The following is a 20,055-nucleotide window of genomic DNA, read 5'->3' as shown; positions in this document are numbered from 1 at the left end:
ACTGTGGATATCAGTATCTGGGCCTGGGTGGGCTTCCACGCTGTGGTCTTTTTTGTGCTTGCCCTCGATCTTGGTGTTTTTCACCGCAGTGCCCATGCGGTCTCGATCCGTGAAGCGGCGACCTGGACGGTGGTGTGGATTACGCTCGCGTTGCTCTTCAACCTGGGGCTGTACTTCTGGCTGGGATCAAAATCAGCACTAGATTTTCTTACTGGCTATCTGATCGAATATTCACTCAGCGTTGATAACATCTTCATCTTCGTTCTGCTCTTTTCGTTCTTCCGTGTACCAAGCGCCTACCAGCATCGGGTCCTCTTCTGGGGCATTTTGGGTGCGCTCTTGATGCGGGGCACGATGATCCTGCTGGGGGCTGCGCTGCTGGAGCGTTTTGAGTGGATTATCTATATTTTCGGGGCGTTTCTGCTCTTTACTGGCCTGCGCATGTTCTTGAGTAAGGAGGAAGAAGAGGAGATCCACCCCGAAGGTAACATCCTCGTGCGGATTGTGCGGCGTTTTATTCCCGTCACCAAGGAGATGCGCGGGCCGCACTTCTTTGTGCGCGAGCATGGTCAACTGATGGCCACGCCGCTCTTTTTGGTGCTGTTGATCGTGGAGAGTACCGATCTGATCTTTGCGATTGATTCGATCCCCGCCATCTTTGGGATTACCCAAGATCCCTTTATTGTCTACACCTCGAATATCTGCGCCATCCTCGGTCTGCGCTCACTCTACTTTTTGCTGGCTGGGGTGATGGGTATGTTCCACTACCTCAAGACGGGGCTTGCCTTCATTCTCTCGTTTGTGGGGGTGAAGATGCTCTGGCCGGAGATTACCTACTTGGTGGTGCATGAACACTACCACGTCTCGAATGTGCTCTCGCTCGGTATCATTGTCACCACCCTGGTGGTGGCGATTGTGGCCTCGATTATTCGTGCCCGTCGCCTTGAGGTTGCGGTGCCTGATGCGTAGAGACGCCTCGGTGGAGCTTCCTTCTGCTCTACTGCCTAATAACTATAGCCACCCTCAAGGCGCGCATTGTTCAGCACCACCCCGATGATGTGCGCCTTGACCTTCTCCAGGATCTGGCGTGCCTCGCGGGCGCGGTCGCGGCGGGTGTGGCCCGCCTGGAGTACCAGCAGCACCCCGTCGGTCTTGGGGGCCAATACTGCCGCGTCGGTGACAGCGACTACCGGGGGGGTATCAATCAGTACGATGTCGGCGTTGGCATGCAAGCGTTCGAGGAGCGTACTCATGCGCCGCGAACCGAGCAGGTCGGCGGGGCGGGGCGGCAGTGGCCCGCTGGCCAGTAGACTCAAGCCGGGGACAGCGGTGGCTTGAATGGGCAACTCGCTTGCCCTTTGCTCCAGAATCGCGCTGGTCAGCCCTGGCTCGTTGGGTAGCCCGAAGATCGTGTGCAGGCTGGGCCGTCGCAGATCGCAATCCACCATGAGGACGCGCTGCTCGGCTTGGGCCATCGTCACGGCCAGGTTGGCCAGGGTGATGCTCTTATTCTCGTCGGGGGCGGTGCTGGTGATCAGGAGCGTCCTGATCGGACGATCCAGGCTAGAGAACTGAATATTGGTGCGCAGCGTGCGGTAGGCTTCGGCGGCGGCTGAGGCCGGATCACGCAGCGTAATCAACGGTGAGGATGGGGTGGTCATAAAAACCTCTTATTTCTCAGGAATCGCGCCCAGCGTGGTCAGGCCAACAAAGCGCTCCACGTCGCTGCTACTCTTGAGCGTATCGTCAATATATTCGAGAATGAAGGCCAGCAACAGGCCCAACACAAGCCCCAGGATCGCACCCGCCAGCACATTGATCTTGGTATTGGGACTCATACTGAGCAGCCGCGCCTCTTGGATGCGAGTCACATTGATGCGTGCGGTTCCTTCCAGGGTGGAGTTGATGCGGTTAACATCCGCCACCATACGATCCCCGACCGCATTGGCCATAGCTTGCGACTGATCCAGGCGCGTGGCATCAACCTCGATCACAATCTTCTGTTCATCGGGGCGCGGCTGAATATTCACATCGCTCATCCACGTCTCGCCACTGATGTCCAGCCCTAGCCCCTGGCTGATCTGATCGAGCACACTTGGCTGCATCACCATTTCGCGATAGCTATTCATGGAGTTGCGCAGCACAATGTTCAGCCCGTTATCGGCCTGGTTAGCAAGTGCGAGGTAGACGGCTTGACTGCGGAAGGTGTGGGGCAGCAACTTACTCACCCCATAGGCCGTCACCGCAGCCACCATTGCGGTGAGCGCAATCACCCACCAGCGCTTCATCAAGACAGAGAGATAGTCACGCAACTGCATAGCTTACTCTTTCGGTAGTATCGCCAACAGACGTGCCCCCGTCCACGCCTCGGCCTGGTCAGGGGTATGTAAGCGATCATCGAGATAGGTCATCAACAAGGCGAGGCCCACCGCAACTGCGAGGGCCAGCACCGCTCGCAGGATCGCATCAACCAGCGCGGTGCGCTTGCCGCCCATGGTGGCAGTGATCTGGGGTGTATCGAGCAAGACGACTTGGAGGCCACCATCCGAGCGGCCCCAATAGCTCAGCCCCTTGCTGCGCAGCACCTCCACAGCGCTCTGGAGCGTCTGCGTCGCCTGTTCGGGGGTGTCAGCCACCATGGTGACATAGACCGAACGGTGCAGCACCTCGGCATGCAGACGTTTACGCAACACCCCGACAGGCAGATCGAGGCCAGTCGCAACTAGGGCAGCCTGAATATCATCGGCAAAGGCATCGCTCGCCACCACCATCGGCATATCATCAAGAATATACTCGGTCGTCAGCCAGACATAATTCTCATTAAAGTCGGGCAGACTAGCGGTATGGTTGCGATCCACGAGCGTGCGAACCACCATCAGACGCATGGTGGCCTGAACCTGTTTCGGACGATCCAGGCCACTAGCCAGGCTGACCGCGCCGGTCAGCAGGGGCAGCAGCAGGATCAGCATCCAGAAACGGCGAAGGAGCAAGAAATAGAGACGTAGCTGCATAAATCTGTTTCGGCGCTGGCCTTAACGCACCAACTTGGCCGTAACTGCGCGCTCAACCTGATCGCGGATGCGGCTCAAGAAGAGATCGAGACCAAAGCGTTCGGCATATTGGCGGATAACCACTGGATCATAGGTGTCGTTATGCACCGCGCTGACAGCAGCGGCAAGCGCAGCAGCGCTAGGCTCATAGAAAAAGCGCCCGGTGACGCCTTCCACCACCGTATCGAGGGCACCACCCGCACCATAGGCCACCACCGGGCGACCAGAGACCATAGACTCAAGCGGGGTGATCCCAAAATCCTCTTCGCCAGGGAAGATGAACGCGCGACAACGTGCAAAGAGGTCGTTACGGGTTGGTTCATCAACCCAACCCAAGAAATCAATATTTGGCCCGGCCATACGCTCCAGGCGTGCGCGGTCGCGGCCATCGCCAAAGATCTTGAGCGGTAGCCCTAGGTGGGTAAAGGCTTCCACGATCAGATCGACGCGCTTGTAGGGAATCAGCCGCCCTCCGGCCAAGTAGAAATCACCCGGTGGCGTCATGTTCGCCGGAGGCAGAACCACTGGTGGCGGAATAACCGTAGCCTCACGCCCGTAGTAGCGTTGGATGCGCTCGGCCACTGCCCGTGAATTGGCCACAAAAGCATCAACTCGTGCATTGGCAGAGGTATCCCAGAGGCGTAAGAAGGTGAGCAAGAAGGGCAGTATGGCACCTTGCGCCCCACTAATCTGCTCGCGGGCGACGTAGTCGCCGGTGCGCCACGCAAAGCGCATGGGGGTATGACAATAGCAGAGATGCACCGCACCAGGGCGTGGAATCACGCCCTTCGCATAGGCGCTACTACTACTGATGATCAGATCGTATTCATTCAGATCGAAGCTCTCGAACGCGCTTGGATAGAGCCAGAAGTAGCGGCGGAAATGCTTACGCCAGCCAGGTAGGCGCTGCATAAACGAGGTACGGATGTCCCATTCGCGGTAGTACGAAGGCATGACATCCGGGTCATAGATCGAGGTGTAGATAGGTGCCTCAGGAAAGAGGAGGTGCAATGCCTCCAGAACCCGTTCGGCACCACCATATTGATTCAGGTAATCATGGGCCAGAGCGACCCGCAGTGGCCTACCACGCCCCGCAGCCTTAGTTGGAGCTGAGGTGCCATTGCTTTCGGCAATTATTGGTAACGAAGTGAGCATAGCTGCCTAACGCTTCCCCTGAACCGATAATAGTAACGCTATAGCATAGCATATCTTCAGGGTTATGGTGTTGAAGATTGTTCCATCCCCCTATACACACCCAAACTCGCCGCATCATCCACATCCAGCCCCAGAGTTGGCGACGTAAGGATCTGGCAGCGCAGACCAAGCGCCGCCGCTGCTGCCTGATGCTGCGCCGCACTCTCCGACCCAAAGAGGAAGGGCAATCGGCATGGCAGGTGCATCGCGAGTGCATTGGTGCCTTGGCCGTGGCGGTCGGGAACTAGCACGACATCTGTTTGCGCGAGCAGATCCAACATTGCGGCCACATCCGCAGCGGAGAGCAGGGGCACATCGGCGGGGATGACGAGCATTGCAGGCGCACCGAGGTCTTCCAGGGTAGCGTGGGCCTGGGCGAGTGCCCCATTCAGATCCTCGGCTTGGTCATAGATGACGCGCGCCCCATGCAGCGTGGCCAGATTCTGCACCTCTGGGTCACGACTGATCACCCAGACCTCAGCCAGCAGGCTGCCGCGCAGCGGCACGAGGGTGCCCAACACGCGCAGAAACATGGAGCGCACCAGGGCTTGGCGCTCCTCCGGGGTGAGGAGATCAGCGAGGCGGCTCTTGGCACGGGCGAGTGGCTTGAGCGGGATAACCGCGTGACAGATCATAACGATCCACAACCCCGCGCCAATTCGAGGCTCACCCGCGCAAGATTGGCCTTCTCCTCTGGTCCGCGCATGATCGTATCGGTGATGGCGACCCGCATACCCAACGCTTCGATCAGATTGCGCAGATCGGCATCCACCTGATCGATCACCATCCCATCGAGCAGACCAGCATAGGCTTGAGCCACCCCAAAGGCCGAGATCTCCAGATCCAGCGCCCGCATCAAAGGCACCGCCGGCCCCTTGATCGCCGCACCACCCACAATCGGGCTGACCGTGACTACCGGGGCGGGGCTAGACTGCAGCGCCTCGCGCACCCCCGGCAGAGCCAGAATCGGCCCGACACTCACCACCGGGTTGCTCGGCGCAATCAGGATGGCCTCGGCAGTCGCGATGGCTTCCAACACCCCCGGTGCGGGGGTCGCCGCCTCCACCCCGACAAAGCGCACCCCGTGTACCTGTGGCACAGCGCGATGCTGCACCAGATACTCCTCAAAGTGCATTTCGCCTGCATCGGTAAGAATATGGGTCGGCACCAGATCATTACTCATGGGCAGAATGCGGATCGCCACCCCCAAAGCGCGCCGAAACTCCTCGGCCACCTGACTCAGCGTGTGGCCAGAGCGCAGCAGATCGGTACGCCGGATATGCAGCGCCAGATCGCGGTCGCCGAGCTTGAACCAACCCGGCCCGCCCAGCTTGATCAGCCAGGAGAGGCAGGCATCGGTATCGCCACGGATACCCCAGCCCTGGCCCTGATCAATCAGATCGGCCAGCGTACAGGTGACGATATCCAGATCAGGGGCGATGTGCAACCCATGAAACTGCATATCATCACCCGTATTGACCACCGCAGTGATAGATGCGGGTGGAACCACCTGCACCAAGCCCTCAAGGAAACGTGCCGCACCCACTCCACCAGCAAGGACGAGGATCATAACGCTTCCTTTAGGCAGTCAAGAAGTTGCACAACAGATCCTTACCCGCAGTCGTCATGATCGACTCGGGATGGAACTGCACCCCCTGAACCGGGTAGGTACGGTGGCGCAGACCCATAATCAGGCCATCCTCAGTCCAGGCGGTAATCTCCAACTCAGGTGGTAGATCCTCACGCCGCACGATCAGTGAGTGGTAGCGCGTGGCCGGGAAGCCAGCGGGCAGCCCGGCAAAGACGCCCTGGTTATTATGGTGGATGGGCGAGATCTTCCCGTGCATGACCTGGGGGGCACGGATCACCGCGCCGCCATAGGCGGCACCGAGCGACTGGTGGCCGAGGCAAACTCCCAAGATCGGGATGTGTGGGGCCAACTCGCGGATGAGATCAACACTGATCCCGGCCTCGTTGGGGGTACAGGGGCCGGGGCTAATCACGATCCGATCCGGTTGCAGCGCGGCAACCTCGACCACACTGAGGGCATCGTTGCGGTACACATCCACCTGGGCACCCAGTTCGCACAGGTACTGGTAGAGGTTGTAGGTGAAGGAATCATAGTTATCGAGCAACAGCACGCGCATGGGGCATCTCCATTGGTGTTGGGCTTTGTGTGCGCTTGTAGTATAGCGGGGGCGGGCTAGGCTGGCAAGCAAATGGCAAGATGGGGTACAATAGAGATCGCAACCCTGTTCTAGTTTGTATGGTACCTCATTATGACCCTCTTCTCAGTCGAAATGTGCGCGGGTGGTGGTGGACAAGCACTCGGCTTAGAGCAGGCTGGCTTTTCACACCAAGCTGCGATTGAGATTGATCCCCATTGTTGTGCGACTCTGCGCCTCAATCGCCCTGATTGGCATGTTGTTGAAGGTAATCTTGCAACCTTTCATGGAACACCTTATCGGGGAATAGACTTGCTTGCGGGAGGGTTACCTTGCCCACCCTTTTCTAAGGCTGGGAAGCAACTTGGAACCCTGGATGAACGCAATCTCTTTCCTGAAGCAGTACGATTGGCAGATGAAATTCGCCCGCGTGCTATTATGATTGAGAATGTACGGGGTATCCTAGACGCAATCTTTGAGGATTACCGGCGCTATATCGCTAATGAACTTCATAAACTGGGCTATCAGACCATCTGGCGGCTTCTGAATGCTTCAGATTTTGGGGTACCTCAGTTACGTCCACGAGTCGTATTTGTGGCGATCAAAAAGGAGTTATGCGAATATTTCTCATGGCCAGTAGGTATACAACGACCACCCACCGTTGGTGAGACACTCTACGACTTAATGGCGGCGCGAGGCTGGCTTGGTGTTGATGCTTGGCGTACACGAGCCAACGAAATTGCCCCAACAATCGTTGGTGGTTCTAAGAAACATGGTGGCCCTGATCTTGGCCCTACTCGTGCCCGTCGTGCATGGGCAGCACTAGGAGTTGATGGACTGGGGATCTGGGACGAGTCACCGGCACCTGATTTTGTTGGTCTGCCCCGCTTGACTGTACGTATGGTGGCGCGTTTGCAAGGATTTCCGGATCAGTGGCAGTTTGCCGGACGCAAAACAGCAGCCTATCGGCAAGTAGGGAATGCCTTCCCTCCACCTGTGGCACAGGCAGTCGCCTCACAGTTGTATCAAGTACTGAGTGTCCGACGGCTACATCAAGTAAAGATCAGCTTATGAGCAATGCAAGTACAACCTTCCTTTGCGAAGCCCGCCGCAGTTTTCATGCTGCACTACTGAGTGCGGTACTCCGTATTGATGCAGCGGGTATCCCCACAAATGCCGACAAAGATAGTCGAGTAAGTGTAGCCATTGCAAAAGGTATTATTGAGATCTTGGGGAAACGAGATCCTGGCACTCGTATGGCAGGCCAAATGGCAGGTAATCACTTCGAGATTATTTGTAAAGAATATCTCGATACTATCTTCCCTCATCTTCAGCATTTACGCCCCGGAACATGGACAATTAGTAAAGGAGTAGGTGCAGGTCGCCTCGCTATTGCACAGTTTGACCAGTATGCTCATTTGGCTGCGCTTGATAATGCGGCACGGAGCAATCCCGAACTAGCAGCAGCATTAGGAAGCGACTATCTGATCAAACCAGATGTGGTCATTATCCGGCATCCCGAAATGGATGCTACGATTAACTCTCAAGAAATACTGGTTGACGAAACATGCGCCCGCTTAACAAGCCTACGCAAGTGTAATAATACGCAACCTATTCTGCATGCAAGTATTTCATGTAAATGGACTTTGCGGAGTGACCGGGCGCAAAATGCACGTTCTGAGGGTTTAAATTTGGTACGTAACCGTAAAGGACGTTTACCACACATTGCGGTGATTACGGGCGAACCAACACCAAGCCGAATTGCCTCAATTGCTCTGGGAACAGGCGATATAGATTGTGTATACCACTTTGCGCTTACAGAATTGCTATCTACGGTGAATACATTAGGTTATGCTGATGCAGAGGATCTCCTACATACAATGATTGATGGCAAACGCTTGCGGGATATTGCTGATCTTCCATTAGATCTGATCATCTAACCTATCGTAGCAAGGACGCACTATGGTTACTATCGGCATCGCTGCCGCGCTCGAACAGTTCCACCCTACCGATCTGCTCGCTCATTGTCGCTTGGCCGAGGCCCACGGGTTCCGAGGGGTGATGGCCGCCGACCACTTTCAGCCCTGGGTGCCGCAACAGGGCCACAATGCCTTCGCATACTCCTGGATGGGCGCACTCGGCGCGACGACGGGCCACCGCTTCGGGCCGGGTGTCACCTGCCCCAGTTTCCGCTACCACCCCTCGGTGATTGCCCACGCCGCCGCGACACTGGCCGCGATGTACCCCGACCGCTTCTGGCTAGGCTTGGGCAGTGGCGAGGCGCTTAATGAGAACGTGGTCGCTGGCGTGTGGCCCGATGCGCTGGTGCGCTTTGAGATGCTGCAAGAGGCGGTCGAGATCATCCAGAAGTTGCTGACCGGCAAGGAGGTGCGCCACCGGGGCCAGCACTTCCAGATGAATAAGGTGCGTATGTGGACGCTGCCGGAGCGCCCGCTGCCGATCTATATTGCCGCTACTGGCCCCCAAACTCTGCGCTGGGCCGGGCGGGTCTGTGATGGCCTGATCACCCCCGCTGCGAACCACGAGAAGTTGCGCACGATTCTGGATCATTTTGCTCAGGGTGCCCGCGCCGCTGGGAAAGATCCCGATACCATGCCCAAGTTGCTCCAAGTGCATGTCTCATGGGCAGCGACCGATGCTGAGGCGCTTCAGAACGCGCTGACTGAGTGGCCCAATGGGGGCATGAATTTCCCCAAGCAGGATATTCGTTCCCCAGAGGATTTTGCCGCCATGGCGCGCCTCGTGCGTGCCGAGAACTTTGCAGGTCGGGTGCTGATTGCGTCCGATCTTGAGGCTCACCGCGCCCAGCTTCAGGGTTTTATTGATCTTGGCTTTACCGAGATCTACGTGCATAATGTAGGCCGCAACCAGGAGGAGTGGATTCGGGCCTATGGTGAGCATGTGCTGCCCAAATTGGAGATGTAGGGGCGCGTCGCGACACGCCCCTACGCACGCCCGAAGGGAGCACCGGCTTCCAGCCGGTCGGTGGCGCATCGTGACCGGCTGGAAGCCGGTGCTCCCTTCACGCTTAACCGAATGCCTATGAGGCAAAGCCTCCCCCGAAGAACTTTTTTTCGCATACGTTGGCGGCTTCGCCGCCAACGTATGCGAAAAAAGCAGGTTTGGGGCGCAGCCCCAAGAAGAAATCTTTTTAGATGGAGAGATCCATGACCTTCAAACGTATCTTGATCGCCAATCGTGGTGAAATTGCTGTACGAATTATTCGGGCCTGCCGCGAGTTGGGTATCAGTCCGGCGGTGGTCTACTCTGAGGCGGATGCGGGCGCACTGCATGTGCGGCTGGCCGATGTGGCGATGCAGATTGGCCCCCCCGCAGCGGCGCAGAGCTACCTGCGGGGCGAGAAGCTAATAGAAGCAGCCCAGGCGCTAGGGGCTGAGGCGATCCATCCGGGGTATGGCTTCCTCTCCGAGAATGCGGCCTTTGCGCGGATGTGCCGCGAGGCCGGGATTGTCTTTATTGGCCCGCCCGCCGAGGCGATTGAGGCGATGGGTGGCAAGATCGGCGCACGCCGGATTGCGGTCGCGGCCGGGGTGCCCGTCGCTCCCGGTTATGACGGGGCCGATCAGTCCGAAACGACCCTCGCCGCTGAGGCTGAGCGCATCGGCTTTCCGCTGCTGGTCAAGGCGAGTGCCGGTGGTGGCGGTAAGGGGATGCGCGTGGTGAATAGCCTCGCCGAGTTCCCCGCTGCGCTGGAGGGGGCGCGCCGTGAGGCTGGGGCCGCCTTTGGTGATGCGACAGTCTTTCTGGAGCGCCTGATCCTGCGCCCGCGCCACGTTGAGATCCAGATCCTCGCCGATAGCCACGGGAATGTGGTGCATCTGGGTGAGCGTGAGTGTTCGATCCAGCGCCGCCATCAGAAGATCCTCGAAGAATCACCCTCGCCCGCGCTCTCGCCCGCATTGCGCAGCGCAATGGGTGATGCCGCCGTGCGCGCTGCGCGTGCCGCTGGGTATGTCAATGCCGGGACGGTTGAGTTTGTGCTTGATCCCGATGGCAACTACTATTTCTTGGAGATGAATACCCGCCTCCAGGTTGAGCATCCCGTCACCGAGTTGGTGACCGGGCTGGATCTGGTGCGCTTGCAGATCGCGGTTGCGGCGGGTGAACCACTGCCCTTCACCCAGGAGCAGGTAACATTCCGGGGCCACGCGATTGAGGTGCGCCTCTATGCCGAAGACCCGGTCACGTTTTTGCCCGCGATTGGCAAGTTGGCGCTGCTCGATCCGCCCTTGGGTCCGGGGGTGCGCGTCGATTCGGGGCTGACCAGCGGCGATGAGGTGACGGTATATTATGACCCGATGATCGCTAAGCTGATTGTCTCTGGCGCGGATCGCCACGCGGCGATTGATCGCCTGCGCTGCGCTCTGGATGACTATGCGGTGCTGGGGCTGACCACCAATCTGCCGTTGTTGCGGGCGATTGTGACCAACCCGACCTTTATTGCCGGGGCGACCCATACCGGCTTCTTGGCTGAGCAGCAGATCCACGCTGCGCCGCCCAAGACACTGCCGCACCAGGTGCTTGCGGCGGCGGCGGTGTGGGAGTTGCAGGTGCAAACCCAGGTGGCTCCGCGTTCGCCCTTCGAGAACCGCTGGCGCGCCGATGGCATCGAGACCCCGCTGACGCTCACGTTTGGCCATGAGGAACACACGCTGCGCGTGAAGCGTGCACGAGCAACATGGCACATCTACGCGGCTGAGGGTGCAGTAACGACTCAGGTCGCATCGCTGCGCACCGATGAACTGATCCTTAGCTTCGAGAACGCCGAACGCGAACGCTTCCGCGTGGCTCGCGATGCGGCGGGCGATCTCCTGATTGCTTGGCGCGGCGATGCCTACCGGCTGACCCGGTCTGTACCACTCAGCGCCGACTCGGTGGGTCGGACGGGCCATGGCCACGATGGGGGCAGCCTGACTGCGCCGATGCCGGGGACGCTGGTGAAGGTGTTGGTGAGTGAGGGCGAGACGGTGGTCGAGGGCCAACCGCTGCTGGTGCTAGAGGCCATGAAGATGGAGCATACCGTTGTGGCCCCCTACGCCGGAATTGTACGCCGGATTCCGTTCAAAGCTGGTAGTAGTGTCACCGGCGGAGCCGATCTGATTGAAGTTGAGGCCCAAGAGGAGGCGTAATTCCCTTATTTGTTCGGTTTTGGCGGCGAAGCCGCCAAAACCGAACAAATAAGGATCTTCGAGGGTGACTAGTTAAAGATTGGTACTATCTACCCGCTAGACAGCGCTCAACCTCAAGATAGAATGTTTAGAGTAGAGGGGTTCTTGTGTGTCACAACCGGAAAGACCTTCCAAGATGGTTACAAGTAAAGACCTAGCCAAAGGGAATGTTGTTGTCAAACCTCGGCGTAAATCATCGGCACCCGCTGTCCTCATGCTCTTTTTTGTCTTAATTCTTGCTGGTTCCTTAACCCTGGCATGGCTGGGCTTCACGGCTCCGGCGAAGTTGGCGATTCCCCAGGAGCAGATTCTTGGCCTGTTGCATGGTGGCGTGGCGGATACCTATGAAGAGACATATGTAGATGCCTGTGTGCGGATCGAGGGTGCCGATGGCCCACGGGCAATTACGCGCAGTCGGCGGGTGATTACGTTTGGTGATGGCACTACGATTCAAGTGGTGTTTAGTGGTGTGCCAACCTTAACCAATGCCTGTCCATAACCCTCTATGAGCCTGCTCCTTCAGACTCTGCCCCAACTCATAACTCTTCCAGCGCGTAACGAATCACAGATTTGCTACGCGATGATCACGTTGGCGACCGATGCGGGCGGGGTGGGCGCATCGGTCAGTTGGGCGTTGGTGGCCGATGCTAGTCGCTCAATGCGCATCCCGATTGTGAGTGAGGAGCAATTTCGCGAGTTGGTGCGCGCCGGTGGGGCGCAGGAAGTTCTCGTTGATGGCGTGCCGGTTTGGCAGATTGCCGGGCCTGTCCCCGACGAGATCCGCGCCCACTCACCGAGTGCGCTCGACTATACCGCACGCGCATTGCATAGTGTCGTTGAGCGACTAGACCGCCAGGATCGCTTCAGTCTGGTGGCGTGTGCCGAGCAGGCGTTGACGCTGGTGCCCAGTATGGGCGGGGATCGGCGGGCGGAACTGGTCGCCGGTATTGCGCGGCTGCGCAGCGTGCGGCTCGGTGAAGAGACTGATCTGTCGAGTGGAATGCGGCTGGGCCTCGCGGAACTGGCCCACGCGGGCGCACCGGGGACGGTGCGGCGCTTGATCCTGCTCACCGATGGCTTTACCGAACATGCCGATGCGTGTATGGCGCTGGCGCGCCAAGCGGCAGAGGCGGGGGTGAGTATCAGTACACTGGGGCTGGGTGGTGAGTTTCAGGATGATCTGCTGACCGGGTTAGCCGACGTGAGTGGCGGGCGGGCCAGTTTTATGCGCCGCGCTGAGCAGATCCCGGCGGCGGTGGCAGCAGAACTCGATGCTGCCCGCAGTGTGGTTGCCCAGGCGCTCCAACTGGAACTCCAACTCCCGCAGGGGGTGGAGGTGCGCCGGGTGACGCGGATCAGCCCCACGCTGGCCCCGCTGGAGGCGCTGGGGGATGACCCACGGCGGCTCTTGATCCACCTGGGTGATCTGGAGCGCGGCACCCCGATACGCCTCTTGCTTGAACTGCTGGCCCCGCCCACGCCGCCGCGCCCCGCGCCCAATGGGGCGCGGCGGCGGCTGTGTGCGCTGCGGGCGAGTAGCGCTGATGTCGAAGTGAGCGCCGATCTGGTGGCCCACTACACCGCCACGCCCGCCCCTACCCCGCCCGCGCTGCTCTATGCGGCTGGGCGTGCTACGGCGATGCGCCTACAACGACGAGCGATAGATGCCGTTAACCGGGGCGATGCGACCAGCGCGATGAGCCTGCTGCGCGCCGCTGCTGCCCGTCTGCACGACCTCGGCGAAGCTGAGTTGGCCCAGGTGGCGCTCCACGAAGCGGCGAATCTTGAAGCCACCGGCACCACCAGCGGGGTGGGGCGGCGTGAACTGACCTACGCGACACGCCGTTTGGGAGAACAAGAGGTTCCATGAGTACAGTTCTGGCACTTCTTGATCTACCCGGTTTGCGCGTGGCACTACTGGCGGTCTCCGGCCCCATCGCGGCGGGTTTCCCCGACGCGCTGCCGCCGATTGAACCACTCGATCCCGCCAGTGATCACCCCATGCCGAGCTTCCTGCCCGCTGGCTTGACGCCCCACCGGATCGGTGAGGGCTACTGTGCGCTCGATGCCCAGGGGCAGTTGATGGTCTCGTGGATCGCGCTCGATCTGCCGCCCAATGAACCGCTGCCACTCGCCTGGAATCCCGCTGATGGCCCGACACCCAAGCTGCAAGCGCTCAACCTCGATGGGTGTGCTGCTGCCTTTCTCCCTGCCGCCTGGAGCGCCGTTAGCCCCGACCGCCTGCCCCTGATTGCCCTGCGCGCCAGCCCCACAACCTGCTGGTTGGTCGGCGGGCGGCTCGGTCATGTCGAGTTGGCGCGGGTCGCGGCGAGTTTGTTAAAGGAGTAAGATGACCACATGGAGTATCATCATCCCCGCCCTCAACGAGGCGGCGGGAATTGGCCAAAACATCACTACGCTGCGGGCGCTCAACGCGGAGGCTGAGATTATTGTGGTTGATGGCGGCAGTAGCGATGCAACTGCCGATCTTGCCCAGACAGCCGGAGCGCAGGTGGTGATGAGCGAACGTGGGCGCGGGCCACAGTGCAATGCCGGGGCAGCACAGGCACATGGTGAGGTGCTACTCTTCCTGCATGCCGATACCCGCCTACCCACTGATGCCTTCCCGCTCCTCGAATCCTGCTTCAGCGATCCAAATGTCCAGATCGCCAAATTCCGCCTCAGTTTTGATAGTAATGATCCCATCCTCGCCCTGGCTGCGCGCCTGATGTGGTGGGATTCGCTGCTCACCAGCTATGGCGATCAGGGGATCGTCATCCGGCGCTCCTTCTACCAGGAATTGGGCGGCTTTCCCGCATGGCCGCTCTTTGAAGATGTGCGTCTCTTCGAGTTGGCTCGCGCCCGGACATCGGTGCATGTCATCCCCGCCGAGGTGATCACCTCGGCACGCCGCTTCACCGCCAATGGCGCGATCCCCCAACTGCTCCACGACATGTGGCTCTGGCTACAGTATGTGCTGGGGGTTCCTCCAACGCAATTGGCGCAAAGCTATGCGCAGGGGCCAGCGTTTGGGTAGCTCCTAGCATTCCGCTATTGACGCAAAGACGCCAAGGCGCAACGTCTATAACAAAACCTTCGCGGCTTCGCGCCTTCGCGTGAACAATAAGGTTTGTGTGAACAATTACTAGTCAAGTCTTTCTAACATACAGAACCCGCAGGGAGTACAATAGAGCCATGTCCTACAGCGCTGTAAGGCAGTTATCGGAAAGGCCCGATCATGAAGACGATCCTCGTTCCCCTTGATGGTTCGCCCTTTGGTGAGCACGCCCTTCCAGCGGCTTTAGCTATAGCACGCCAGTGGTCGGCACAGATCAAGCTCCTCCATGTGCATGAGATGGTCGCCAATACCCTCTCACCGGCGGGAACTCCCTTCTTTGACCCCGATGTTGATCTGGCGCTGTGTGCCCACGAGCAGAACTACCTCGCGGAAGTTGCCGCCCGAATCGCACAGGTCTGGGGCGGCCCAGTGGAACATACCGTTCTACGCGGGGTCGTCGCGGATGCAATCTGTACCTACGCGCATGAGGTAGATACGGGGATGATCGTGCTCAGCACCCACGGACGGGGCGGATTAGCCCGTGCTTGGTTGGGCAGTGTGGCAGATCGGGTGATCCGTCAGTCACAGATCCCGACGCTCGCGATTCATCCCACCGATGCGCCGCTCCAACTTGATCAGTCCCCCCAGTTCGACCACATCCTCATTCCACTCGATGGTACCGAACTAGCCGAACAGGCAACCAACGTTGTTTTGCAGATGCGTGGATCGCATGCTGCCCATCTGGATCTGGTGCGCGTGGTCGAACCACTTGTCCACGGCTTTACCCTCAGTGGGGTGGAGCCAGTGATTGATGTGGAGGCGCAGGAGCAGGCATGGCAGCAGGCAACACTCTATGTAGAGGAAGTGGCGGTGCCACTGCGCGCAAAGGGCCATGTGGTGATGACCTACGCACCCATTGGGCACATCGCCAATGCGCTCCTCGAACGTGCCGAAAAGGATGGGGTGGCCCTGATTGCTATGACTACCCACGGGCGCAAAGGTATGGCACGTATGTTTATGGGTAGTGTGGCGGATAAGGTGTTGCGCAGCACGACCCTCCCGGTCTTGATCTATCGCCCGCCAGATGAATAGCGACGCAATATTTTGTGTCGCTACCTACCCCACCGCCTGCGCAATCAGATGCGCCATCACATCGGCCTGATTGAGCGCCACATCAACCCCCATCGCCGGGGTGAACATCCACGTATTGTGCGGGTTGTTCACTCTGGCAACGGCACGCGGCACGTTGAAGGCAAAACGAGCGAGGCTGGTGATCACCAGGTTGGTCTCGTCTGCGCCGGTGACCGCCGCGACAACATCGGCAACGCGCACCCCGGCTGATTCGAGGATCTGCGGATCGGTACCGTCGCCGAGGATGATGTGTGCGGACGGTGCTGAGCGCCGCAGCAGATCTTGGGCTTCTTCGCGGCGTTCAACAACGGTGACATGGTGTTTGTTGGCCAAAAGCAGGCTGGCGAGGTAAGAGCCAACTTGCCCGCCACCAATAATGAGCATGTTCATCGTGTACTTCCTTCGTAACCGTTCACGATAAGGGTAAACGGATTATCATTCCTACGCAAAACGACAGGTTGACGCCAAGGCGCAAAGACGCAAAGGTTTTGTTGAAGGCTTTGCGCCTTGGCGTCTTTGCGTCAAAATCGTGATGTTCGGGGCAGTGTGAACAGTTACACTTCCTTCAATGTCGCAACTGTGCTGCCACCCGCCCTAGCGCCGCGCTGATCACAACGAGGTGCAGGAGATCGCCCGCCTCGATCAGCGTTCCCGATTGGGGCAGGAAGGTCTTACCACTGCGGCTGATCGCCACCACCCGGCTCTCACCGGGGTGAGTCAATCGGCTGATCGGCTGCCCGACCAACAACGGTGGGGCGCTCGCAGCCACTATTTCTACCTGATCACCCACGTTGGCTATTGGTTCTAGTTCGGAGTAGCTGATCAGTTCGCTGATGCGGTTGATCGTCCATGCGGTGGTCGTGACGGTCTGGATGCCCAGGCGGTGGTAAATTTCGGCCTTGGGCGGATCATAGACCCGCGCTACTACCCGTGGCACGCGAAAGATCAGCCGTGCCAACCGTGCCACTACAATGTTCACGTCATCGCTGGTGGTAACGGCCACCAACGCGTCGCTGCGCTCGATCTGGGCTTCGAGCAGAACTTGGCGATCCAACACATCCCCGACGATCATGCGCCCGTGGAAGCCCGGCGCGAGGCGGGCGAAGCCGGAGGGATCGCTATCTACGATAGTGATCTCGTGGCCATGCAGGCTGAGGTGTTGCACCAACCCCGCACCAACTCGGCCACAGCCAAGGATGATGATACGCATGATATGTTCCTTCTCTCATTAGGGCTACCGCCCTAAAACCCACGCTTGGAGCTGCGCCCCAGACACGCTTTTTTCTCTGATTTTGGCGGCTTCGCCGCCAAAATCAGAGAAAAAAAGTTCTTCGGGGGAGGCTTCGCCTCCCCCGAACCCCCGCCGGGAGGCGTAACTATGCACGCACAATCGCCTTCCGTAGCTCATCAGCAATAAGCAGCACCGGCACACAGGCCAGCAGCAACAGCCAACTGCTCGCGGGTAGCGCCGCCGTCCCAAAGATCCATTGCAGCCATGGGACGTAGGAGATCGCTAGAATCAAGAGAATTTCGATCCCGATACCGATCCAGATCAGCCGGTTGGTGAAGGGATTGATCGCCAGGATCGAGGCATGGGTGGTGCGCTGGGCAAACAGGTTGCCGATCTGGGTGGCCACGATGGCCGCGAGGGTGGCGGTGGTCGCCACCTGGTAGATGTGGCCCTCAGCGGGGAGATCAAGCCACAGACCAGCATAACCCTGGCTCCAGTAGATAGCAAAGAAGGCCAGCATCGCTACTGCACCTTGGATCATGCCCAGGAAGAGTAGGGAACGCACGAGCAAGCCCCGACTGATAATGTGGTCGCTACGTCGCCGGGGTGGGCGCGCCATCAAGCCCGGTTCGGGGCGCTCGGCTCCGAGGCCCAGCGCAGGCACCATGTCCGTACCGAGGTCAATCGCCAAGATCTGCATCACCGTCAGCGCCAGCGGGATGCGCCCGCCCGTGAGCGCGAAGAGCACAAACGGCACCGCCTCCGGCACGTTGCTGGTGAAGATGTAGCTGACAAACTTACGGATGTTGGCGTAGACTGCCCGCCCCTCCTCAATCGCATGCACAATCGTGGCGAAATTATCGTCGGTGAGGATCATATCCGCCGACTCGCGTGCCACATCGGTGCCCGACTTGCCCATGGCCACCCCGATGTCGGCCTGCTTGAGTGCGGGCGCATCATTCACCCCGTCGCCCGTTACCGCCACCACCTTGCCGAGGTGTTGCAGGGCGCTGACGATACGCAACTTTTGCTCCGGGGCCACCCGCGCAAAGACCACCTCGCCCTGAAGGGCAGCGGCCAGGGCAGGTTCATCAAGCTGGGCCAACTCGCTGCCACTGATCATGCGCGGCTGGGGACTCGTGACGATCTGGAGGCGCTGGGCGATGGTGGTGGCAGTCAGGCCATCATCGCCGGTGATCATAATGATACGAATCCCGGCCTGGTGGCACTGCGTCACCGCTGCGGCCACTTCGGGGCGCGGCGGATCGTACATGGCGATCAGCCCCAGGAAGGTGAGATCGGTCTCGATGGTGGCGGCGCTACTCAGATCGCAGTTGGGGGCCAGATCGCGCATGGCCACGCCCAGCACACGCAGCCCACTACGGGCCAGCCCGTCCTTGATCGTGCTGATCTCGTCCAGCAGTGCGGCATCGAGTGGGCGCAGCGCGCCGTTCATCCGCAGCGCCACACAGCAGGCCAACACCTCGTTGGGGGCACCCTTCACATAGACCACGCGCTGGCCGGGTTGGTGGATACTACTCATCATTTTGCGGCGCGACTCGAAGGGAATCTCGTGGATGCGCGGGGCGTGTTGTAGCTCAGTCTCCAGATCCAGCCCCGCCTTGTGCGCCGCGACCAGCAATGCCGCCTCGGTCGGATCGCCCAGGATTGTCCAATCACCTTGCGGGTCAGGCGGCGCAATCAGACGCGCATCATTACACAGTGCAGCCGCACGCAGCAGTGTTTCGAGATCTGCATCATGCCCCACCGGCTGGCCATCAAGCACAATTGCGCCGACGGGGGTATAGCCGCCCCCCTGCACCTCAAACATACGTCCGGCGGCCCAGATCTGGCGCACCGTCATCGCATTCTGGGTGAGCGTACCGGTCTTATCGGTACAGATCACCTCGGTACACCCCAGCGTCTCCACCGCCGAGAGCCGCTTGACCAGCGCGTTGCGGCGGGCCATACGTTGGACACCAATCGCCAAGGCCAGCGTCACAGTAGGTAGCAAGCCCTCAGGCACAAACGCAACGATCATTCCCATGGCAAAGATGAGGCTCTCGGCCAGATTGACCCCGGCCACCCCCACCGCCAGCCCAAAGAAGATTCCCCCCATACTCACCGCGATCACACTCACCACCCGCGTGAGGCGGGCCAGTTCTTGTTGCAACGGGCTAGGCGCTTCCGCTATCGTCTCGGTGAGGTGCGCAATCTGGCCAAAGGCGCTATGCGCACCCGTAGCAAAGACCAGCGCCTTGGCCGTTCCGGCCACCACCGTGGTACCCGTAAAGACCAGATTGGGCAACCCGACCCGATCCGTCGTTGCTTCAGCATAGATTTCGCAGTGCTTGGGCACCGGGCGCGACTCGCCGGTCAGGGTGGCCTGATCCACCCGCAACTCCGCCGCCTCGATCAAGCGGCCATCAGCGGCGATCAGATCGCCCTCGGCCAACACCAGCAGATCGCCGGGAACCAGCGCCTCGCGGGGAACCTCCTGCACCACCCCAGCACGCAGCACCCGCGCCTGGGCGGGCAGTAGCGCCCGCAGGGCAGCAGCAGCCCGTTCAGCACGAAATTCCTGCCAGAAACTAAACAGGCCATTGATCAGGTTCACCGACCAGATCGCAATCGCCAACTGCGGCATCTGGGCAATGAAACCGATGATCCCACCCACCCAGAGCAAGAGCGCCATCAGGTGGGTAAAATTCTCCAGAAAGACCCGCAGCAACGGCTTGGCCGCCGGGGTAGGCAGCCGATTTGGGCCATACGCAACCAACCGTGCCTCGGCCGCATCCATCGCAAGGCCAGTTGGCCCGGTTCCCAACGCAATCAATGCGTCGGCTGTAGAGAGACGATACATCTCCCCCCAGTCGGCGGTGGCATGATCGGACGGGTTTGGAGTTGCCATAGAGGTATGTGATTAGGATTAATAGAAGCCTTCTTATTGACGCCAAGGCGCAAAGACGCAAAGATTTTAATCGAGGCATATCTTGAAATTTGCGCCTTGGCGTCT

Annotated in this window: 20 protein-coding genes; 10 read left to right on the top strand and 10 right to left on the bottom strand. The window is 59.6% G+C overall.

What is annotated here, in order from left to right; all coding sequences use genetic code 11:
* Positions 1 to 3: 3 nt before the first annotated feature.
* Positions 4 to 969 carry a TerC family protein gene (locus tag EKD03_RS01400; protein WP_129626550.1) on the top strand — a complete coding sequence of 322 codons (966 nt, stop codon included), beginning with the start codon at positions 4 to 6 and terminating at the stop codon, positions 967 to 969.
* 35 nt (positions 970 to 1,004) lie between these two features.
* On the opposite strand, the gene EKD03_RS01395 is transcribed toward EKD03_RS01400, so the two are convergent.
* The 7 genes from EKD03_RS01395 to EKD03_RS01365 form a co-directional block, all read right to left on the bottom strand.
* Positions 1,005 to 1,661 (bottom strand): CpsD/CapB family tyrosine-protein kinase, encoded by a 657-nt coding sequence (locus tag EKD03_RS01395; protein WP_129626548.1) that lies wholly within the window; start codon positions 1,659 to 1,661, stop codon positions 1,005 to 1,007.
* Positions 1,662 to 1,670: 9 nt separating this feature from the next.
* Entirely contained in the window at positions 1,671 to 2,318 is a 648-nt protein-coding gene (locus tag EKD03_RS01390; RefSeq protein ID WP_129626546.1) for a YveK family protein, read from the bottom strand.
* Between the two features lie 3 nt (positions 2,319 to 2,321).
* On the bottom strand, positions 2,322 to 3,011 hold the full coding sequence (locus EKD03_RS01385; protein ID WP_129626544.1) for a YveK family protein: 690 nt from the start codon (positions 3,009 to 3,011) through the stop codon (positions 2,322 to 2,324).
* 21 nt (positions 3,012 to 3,032) lie between these two features.
* Positions 3,033 to 4,205: a glycosyltransferase gene (locus EKD03_RS01380; protein WP_238613289.1), complete on the bottom strand. Its 1,173-nt coding sequence runs from the start codon at positions 4,203 to 4,205 to the stop codon at positions 3,033 to 3,035.
* A 62-nt stretch (positions 4,206 to 4,267) separates the two neighbouring features.
* Positions 4,268 to 4,879, bottom strand: a complete 612-nt coding sequence (gene cofC / locus EKD03_RS01375) for a 2-phospho-L-lactate guanylyltransferase (protein ID WP_129626542.1) — start codon at positions 4,877 to 4,879, stop codon at positions 4,268 to 4,270.
* A complete protein-coding gene (gene cofD / locus EKD03_RS01370) occupies positions 4,876 to 5,814 on the bottom strand; it encodes a 2-phospho-L-lactate transferase (RefSeq protein WP_129626540.1) in 939 nt (312 codons plus the stop codon). Before cofD ends, cofC begins: the two co-directional genes overlap by 4 nt.
* Before the next feature lie 10 nt (positions 5,815 to 5,824).
* Positions 5,825 to 6,391, bottom strand: a complete 567-nt coding sequence (locus tag EKD03_RS01365) for an anthranilate synthase component II (protein WP_129626538.1) — start codon at positions 6,389 to 6,391, stop codon at positions 5,825 to 5,827.
* A 132-nt stretch (positions 6,392 to 6,523) separates the two neighbouring features.
* Here EKD03_RS01365 and EKD03_RS18730 point away from each other — a divergent pair, with 132 nt between their 5' ends.
* The 9 genes from EKD03_RS18730 to EKD03_RS01320 all read left to right on the top strand — a co-directional run bounded on the left by EKD03_RS18730 (position 6,524) and on the right by EKD03_RS01320 (position 15,769).
* On the top strand, positions 6,524 to 7,483 hold the full coding sequence (locus tag EKD03_RS18730; RefSeq protein WP_129626536.1) for a DNA cytosine methyltransferase: 960 nt from the start codon (positions 6,524 to 6,526) through the stop codon (positions 7,481 to 7,483).
* Positions 7,480 to 8,349: an NgoMIV family type II restriction endonuclease gene (locus EKD03_RS01355; protein WP_129626534.1), complete on the top strand. Its 870-nt coding sequence runs from the start codon at positions 7,480 to 7,482 to the stop codon at positions 8,347 to 8,349. Before EKD03_RS18730 ends, EKD03_RS01355 begins: the two co-directional genes overlap by 4 nt.
* 22 nt (positions 8,350 to 8,371) lie before the next feature.
* Positions 8,372 to 9,355 carry a TIGR03557 family F420-dependent LLM class oxidoreductase gene (locus tag EKD03_RS01350; RefSeq protein ID WP_129626532.1) on the top strand — a complete coding sequence of 328 codons (984 nt, stop codon included), beginning with the start codon at positions 8,372 to 8,374 and terminating at the stop codon, positions 9,353 to 9,355.
* Between the two features lie 242 nt (positions 9,356 to 9,597).
* Positions 9,598 to 11,580 (top strand): acetyl/propionyl/methylcrotonyl-CoA carboxylase subunit alpha, encoded by a 1,983-nt coding sequence (locus EKD03_RS01345; protein WP_129626530.1) that lies wholly within the window; start codon positions 9,598 to 9,600, stop codon positions 11,578 to 11,580.
* 175 nt (positions 11,581 to 11,755) lie between these two features.
* On the top strand, positions 11,756 to 12,118 hold the full coding sequence (locus EKD03_RS01340; protein ID WP_129626528.1) for a hypothetical protein: 363 nt from the start codon (positions 11,756 to 11,758) through the stop codon (positions 12,116 to 12,118).
* Positions 12,119 to 12,124: 6 nt separating this feature from the next.
* Positions 12,125 to 13,489: a vWA domain-containing protein gene (locus tag EKD03_RS01335; protein ID WP_129626526.1), complete on the top strand. Its 1,365-nt coding sequence runs from the start codon at positions 12,125 to 12,127 to the stop codon at positions 13,487 to 13,489.
* Positions 13,486 to 13,968 carry a hypothetical protein gene (locus EKD03_RS01330; RefSeq protein WP_129626524.1) on the top strand — a complete coding sequence of 161 codons (483 nt, stop codon included), beginning with the start codon at positions 13,486 to 13,488 and terminating at the stop codon, positions 13,966 to 13,968. The genes EKD03_RS01335 and EKD03_RS01330 overlap by 4 nt, the downstream gene beginning before the upstream one ends.
* Before the next feature lies 1 nt (position 13,969).
* On the top strand, positions 13,970 to 14,656 hold the full coding sequence (locus EKD03_RS01325; protein WP_129626522.1) for a TIGR04283 family arsenosugar biosynthesis glycosyltransferase: 687 nt from the start codon (positions 13,970 to 13,972) through the stop codon (positions 14,654 to 14,656).
* A gap of 201 nt (positions 14,657 to 14,857) precedes the next feature.
* Complete coding sequence (locus tag EKD03_RS01320) at positions 14,858 to 15,769, top strand: universal stress protein (protein WP_129626520.1); 912 nt, start codon at positions 14,858 to 14,860, stop codon at positions 15,767 to 15,769.
* A gap of 24 nt (positions 15,770 to 15,793) precedes the next feature.
* Here EKD03_RS01320 and EKD03_RS01315 read toward each other — a convergent pair whose 3' ends face one another.
* From EKD03_RS01315 to EKD03_RS01305, 3 genes are all read right to left on the bottom strand, one after another.
* Positions 15,794 to 16,198 (bottom strand): potassium channel family protein, encoded by a 405-nt coding sequence (locus tag EKD03_RS01315; RefSeq protein ID WP_129626518.1) that lies wholly within the window; start codon positions 16,196 to 16,198, stop codon positions 15,794 to 15,796.
* A 175-nt stretch (positions 16,199 to 16,373) separates the two neighbouring features.
* Positions 16,374 to 17,018 (bottom strand): potassium channel family protein, encoded by a 645-nt coding sequence (locus EKD03_RS01310; protein ID WP_129626516.1) that lies wholly within the window; start codon positions 17,016 to 17,018, stop codon positions 16,374 to 16,376.
* A gap of 166 nt (positions 17,019 to 17,184) precedes the next feature.
* Entirely contained in the window at positions 17,185 to 19,950 is a 2,766-nt protein-coding gene (locus tag EKD03_RS01305) for a cation-translocating P-type ATPase (RefSeq protein ID WP_238613288.1), read from the bottom strand.
* Positions 19,951 to 20,055: the final 105 nt, after the last annotated feature.

The organism is Candidatus Oscillochloris fontis (assembly GCF_004138135.1).
In the GTDB taxonomy this organism is placed as follows: domain Bacteria; phylum Chloroflexota; class Chloroflexia; order Chloroflexales; family Chloroflexaceae; genus Oscillochloris; species Oscillochloris fontis.
Note: the sequence above shows the minus strand (reverse complement) of the source record. Positions and strands in the feature narration are given on the sequence as shown.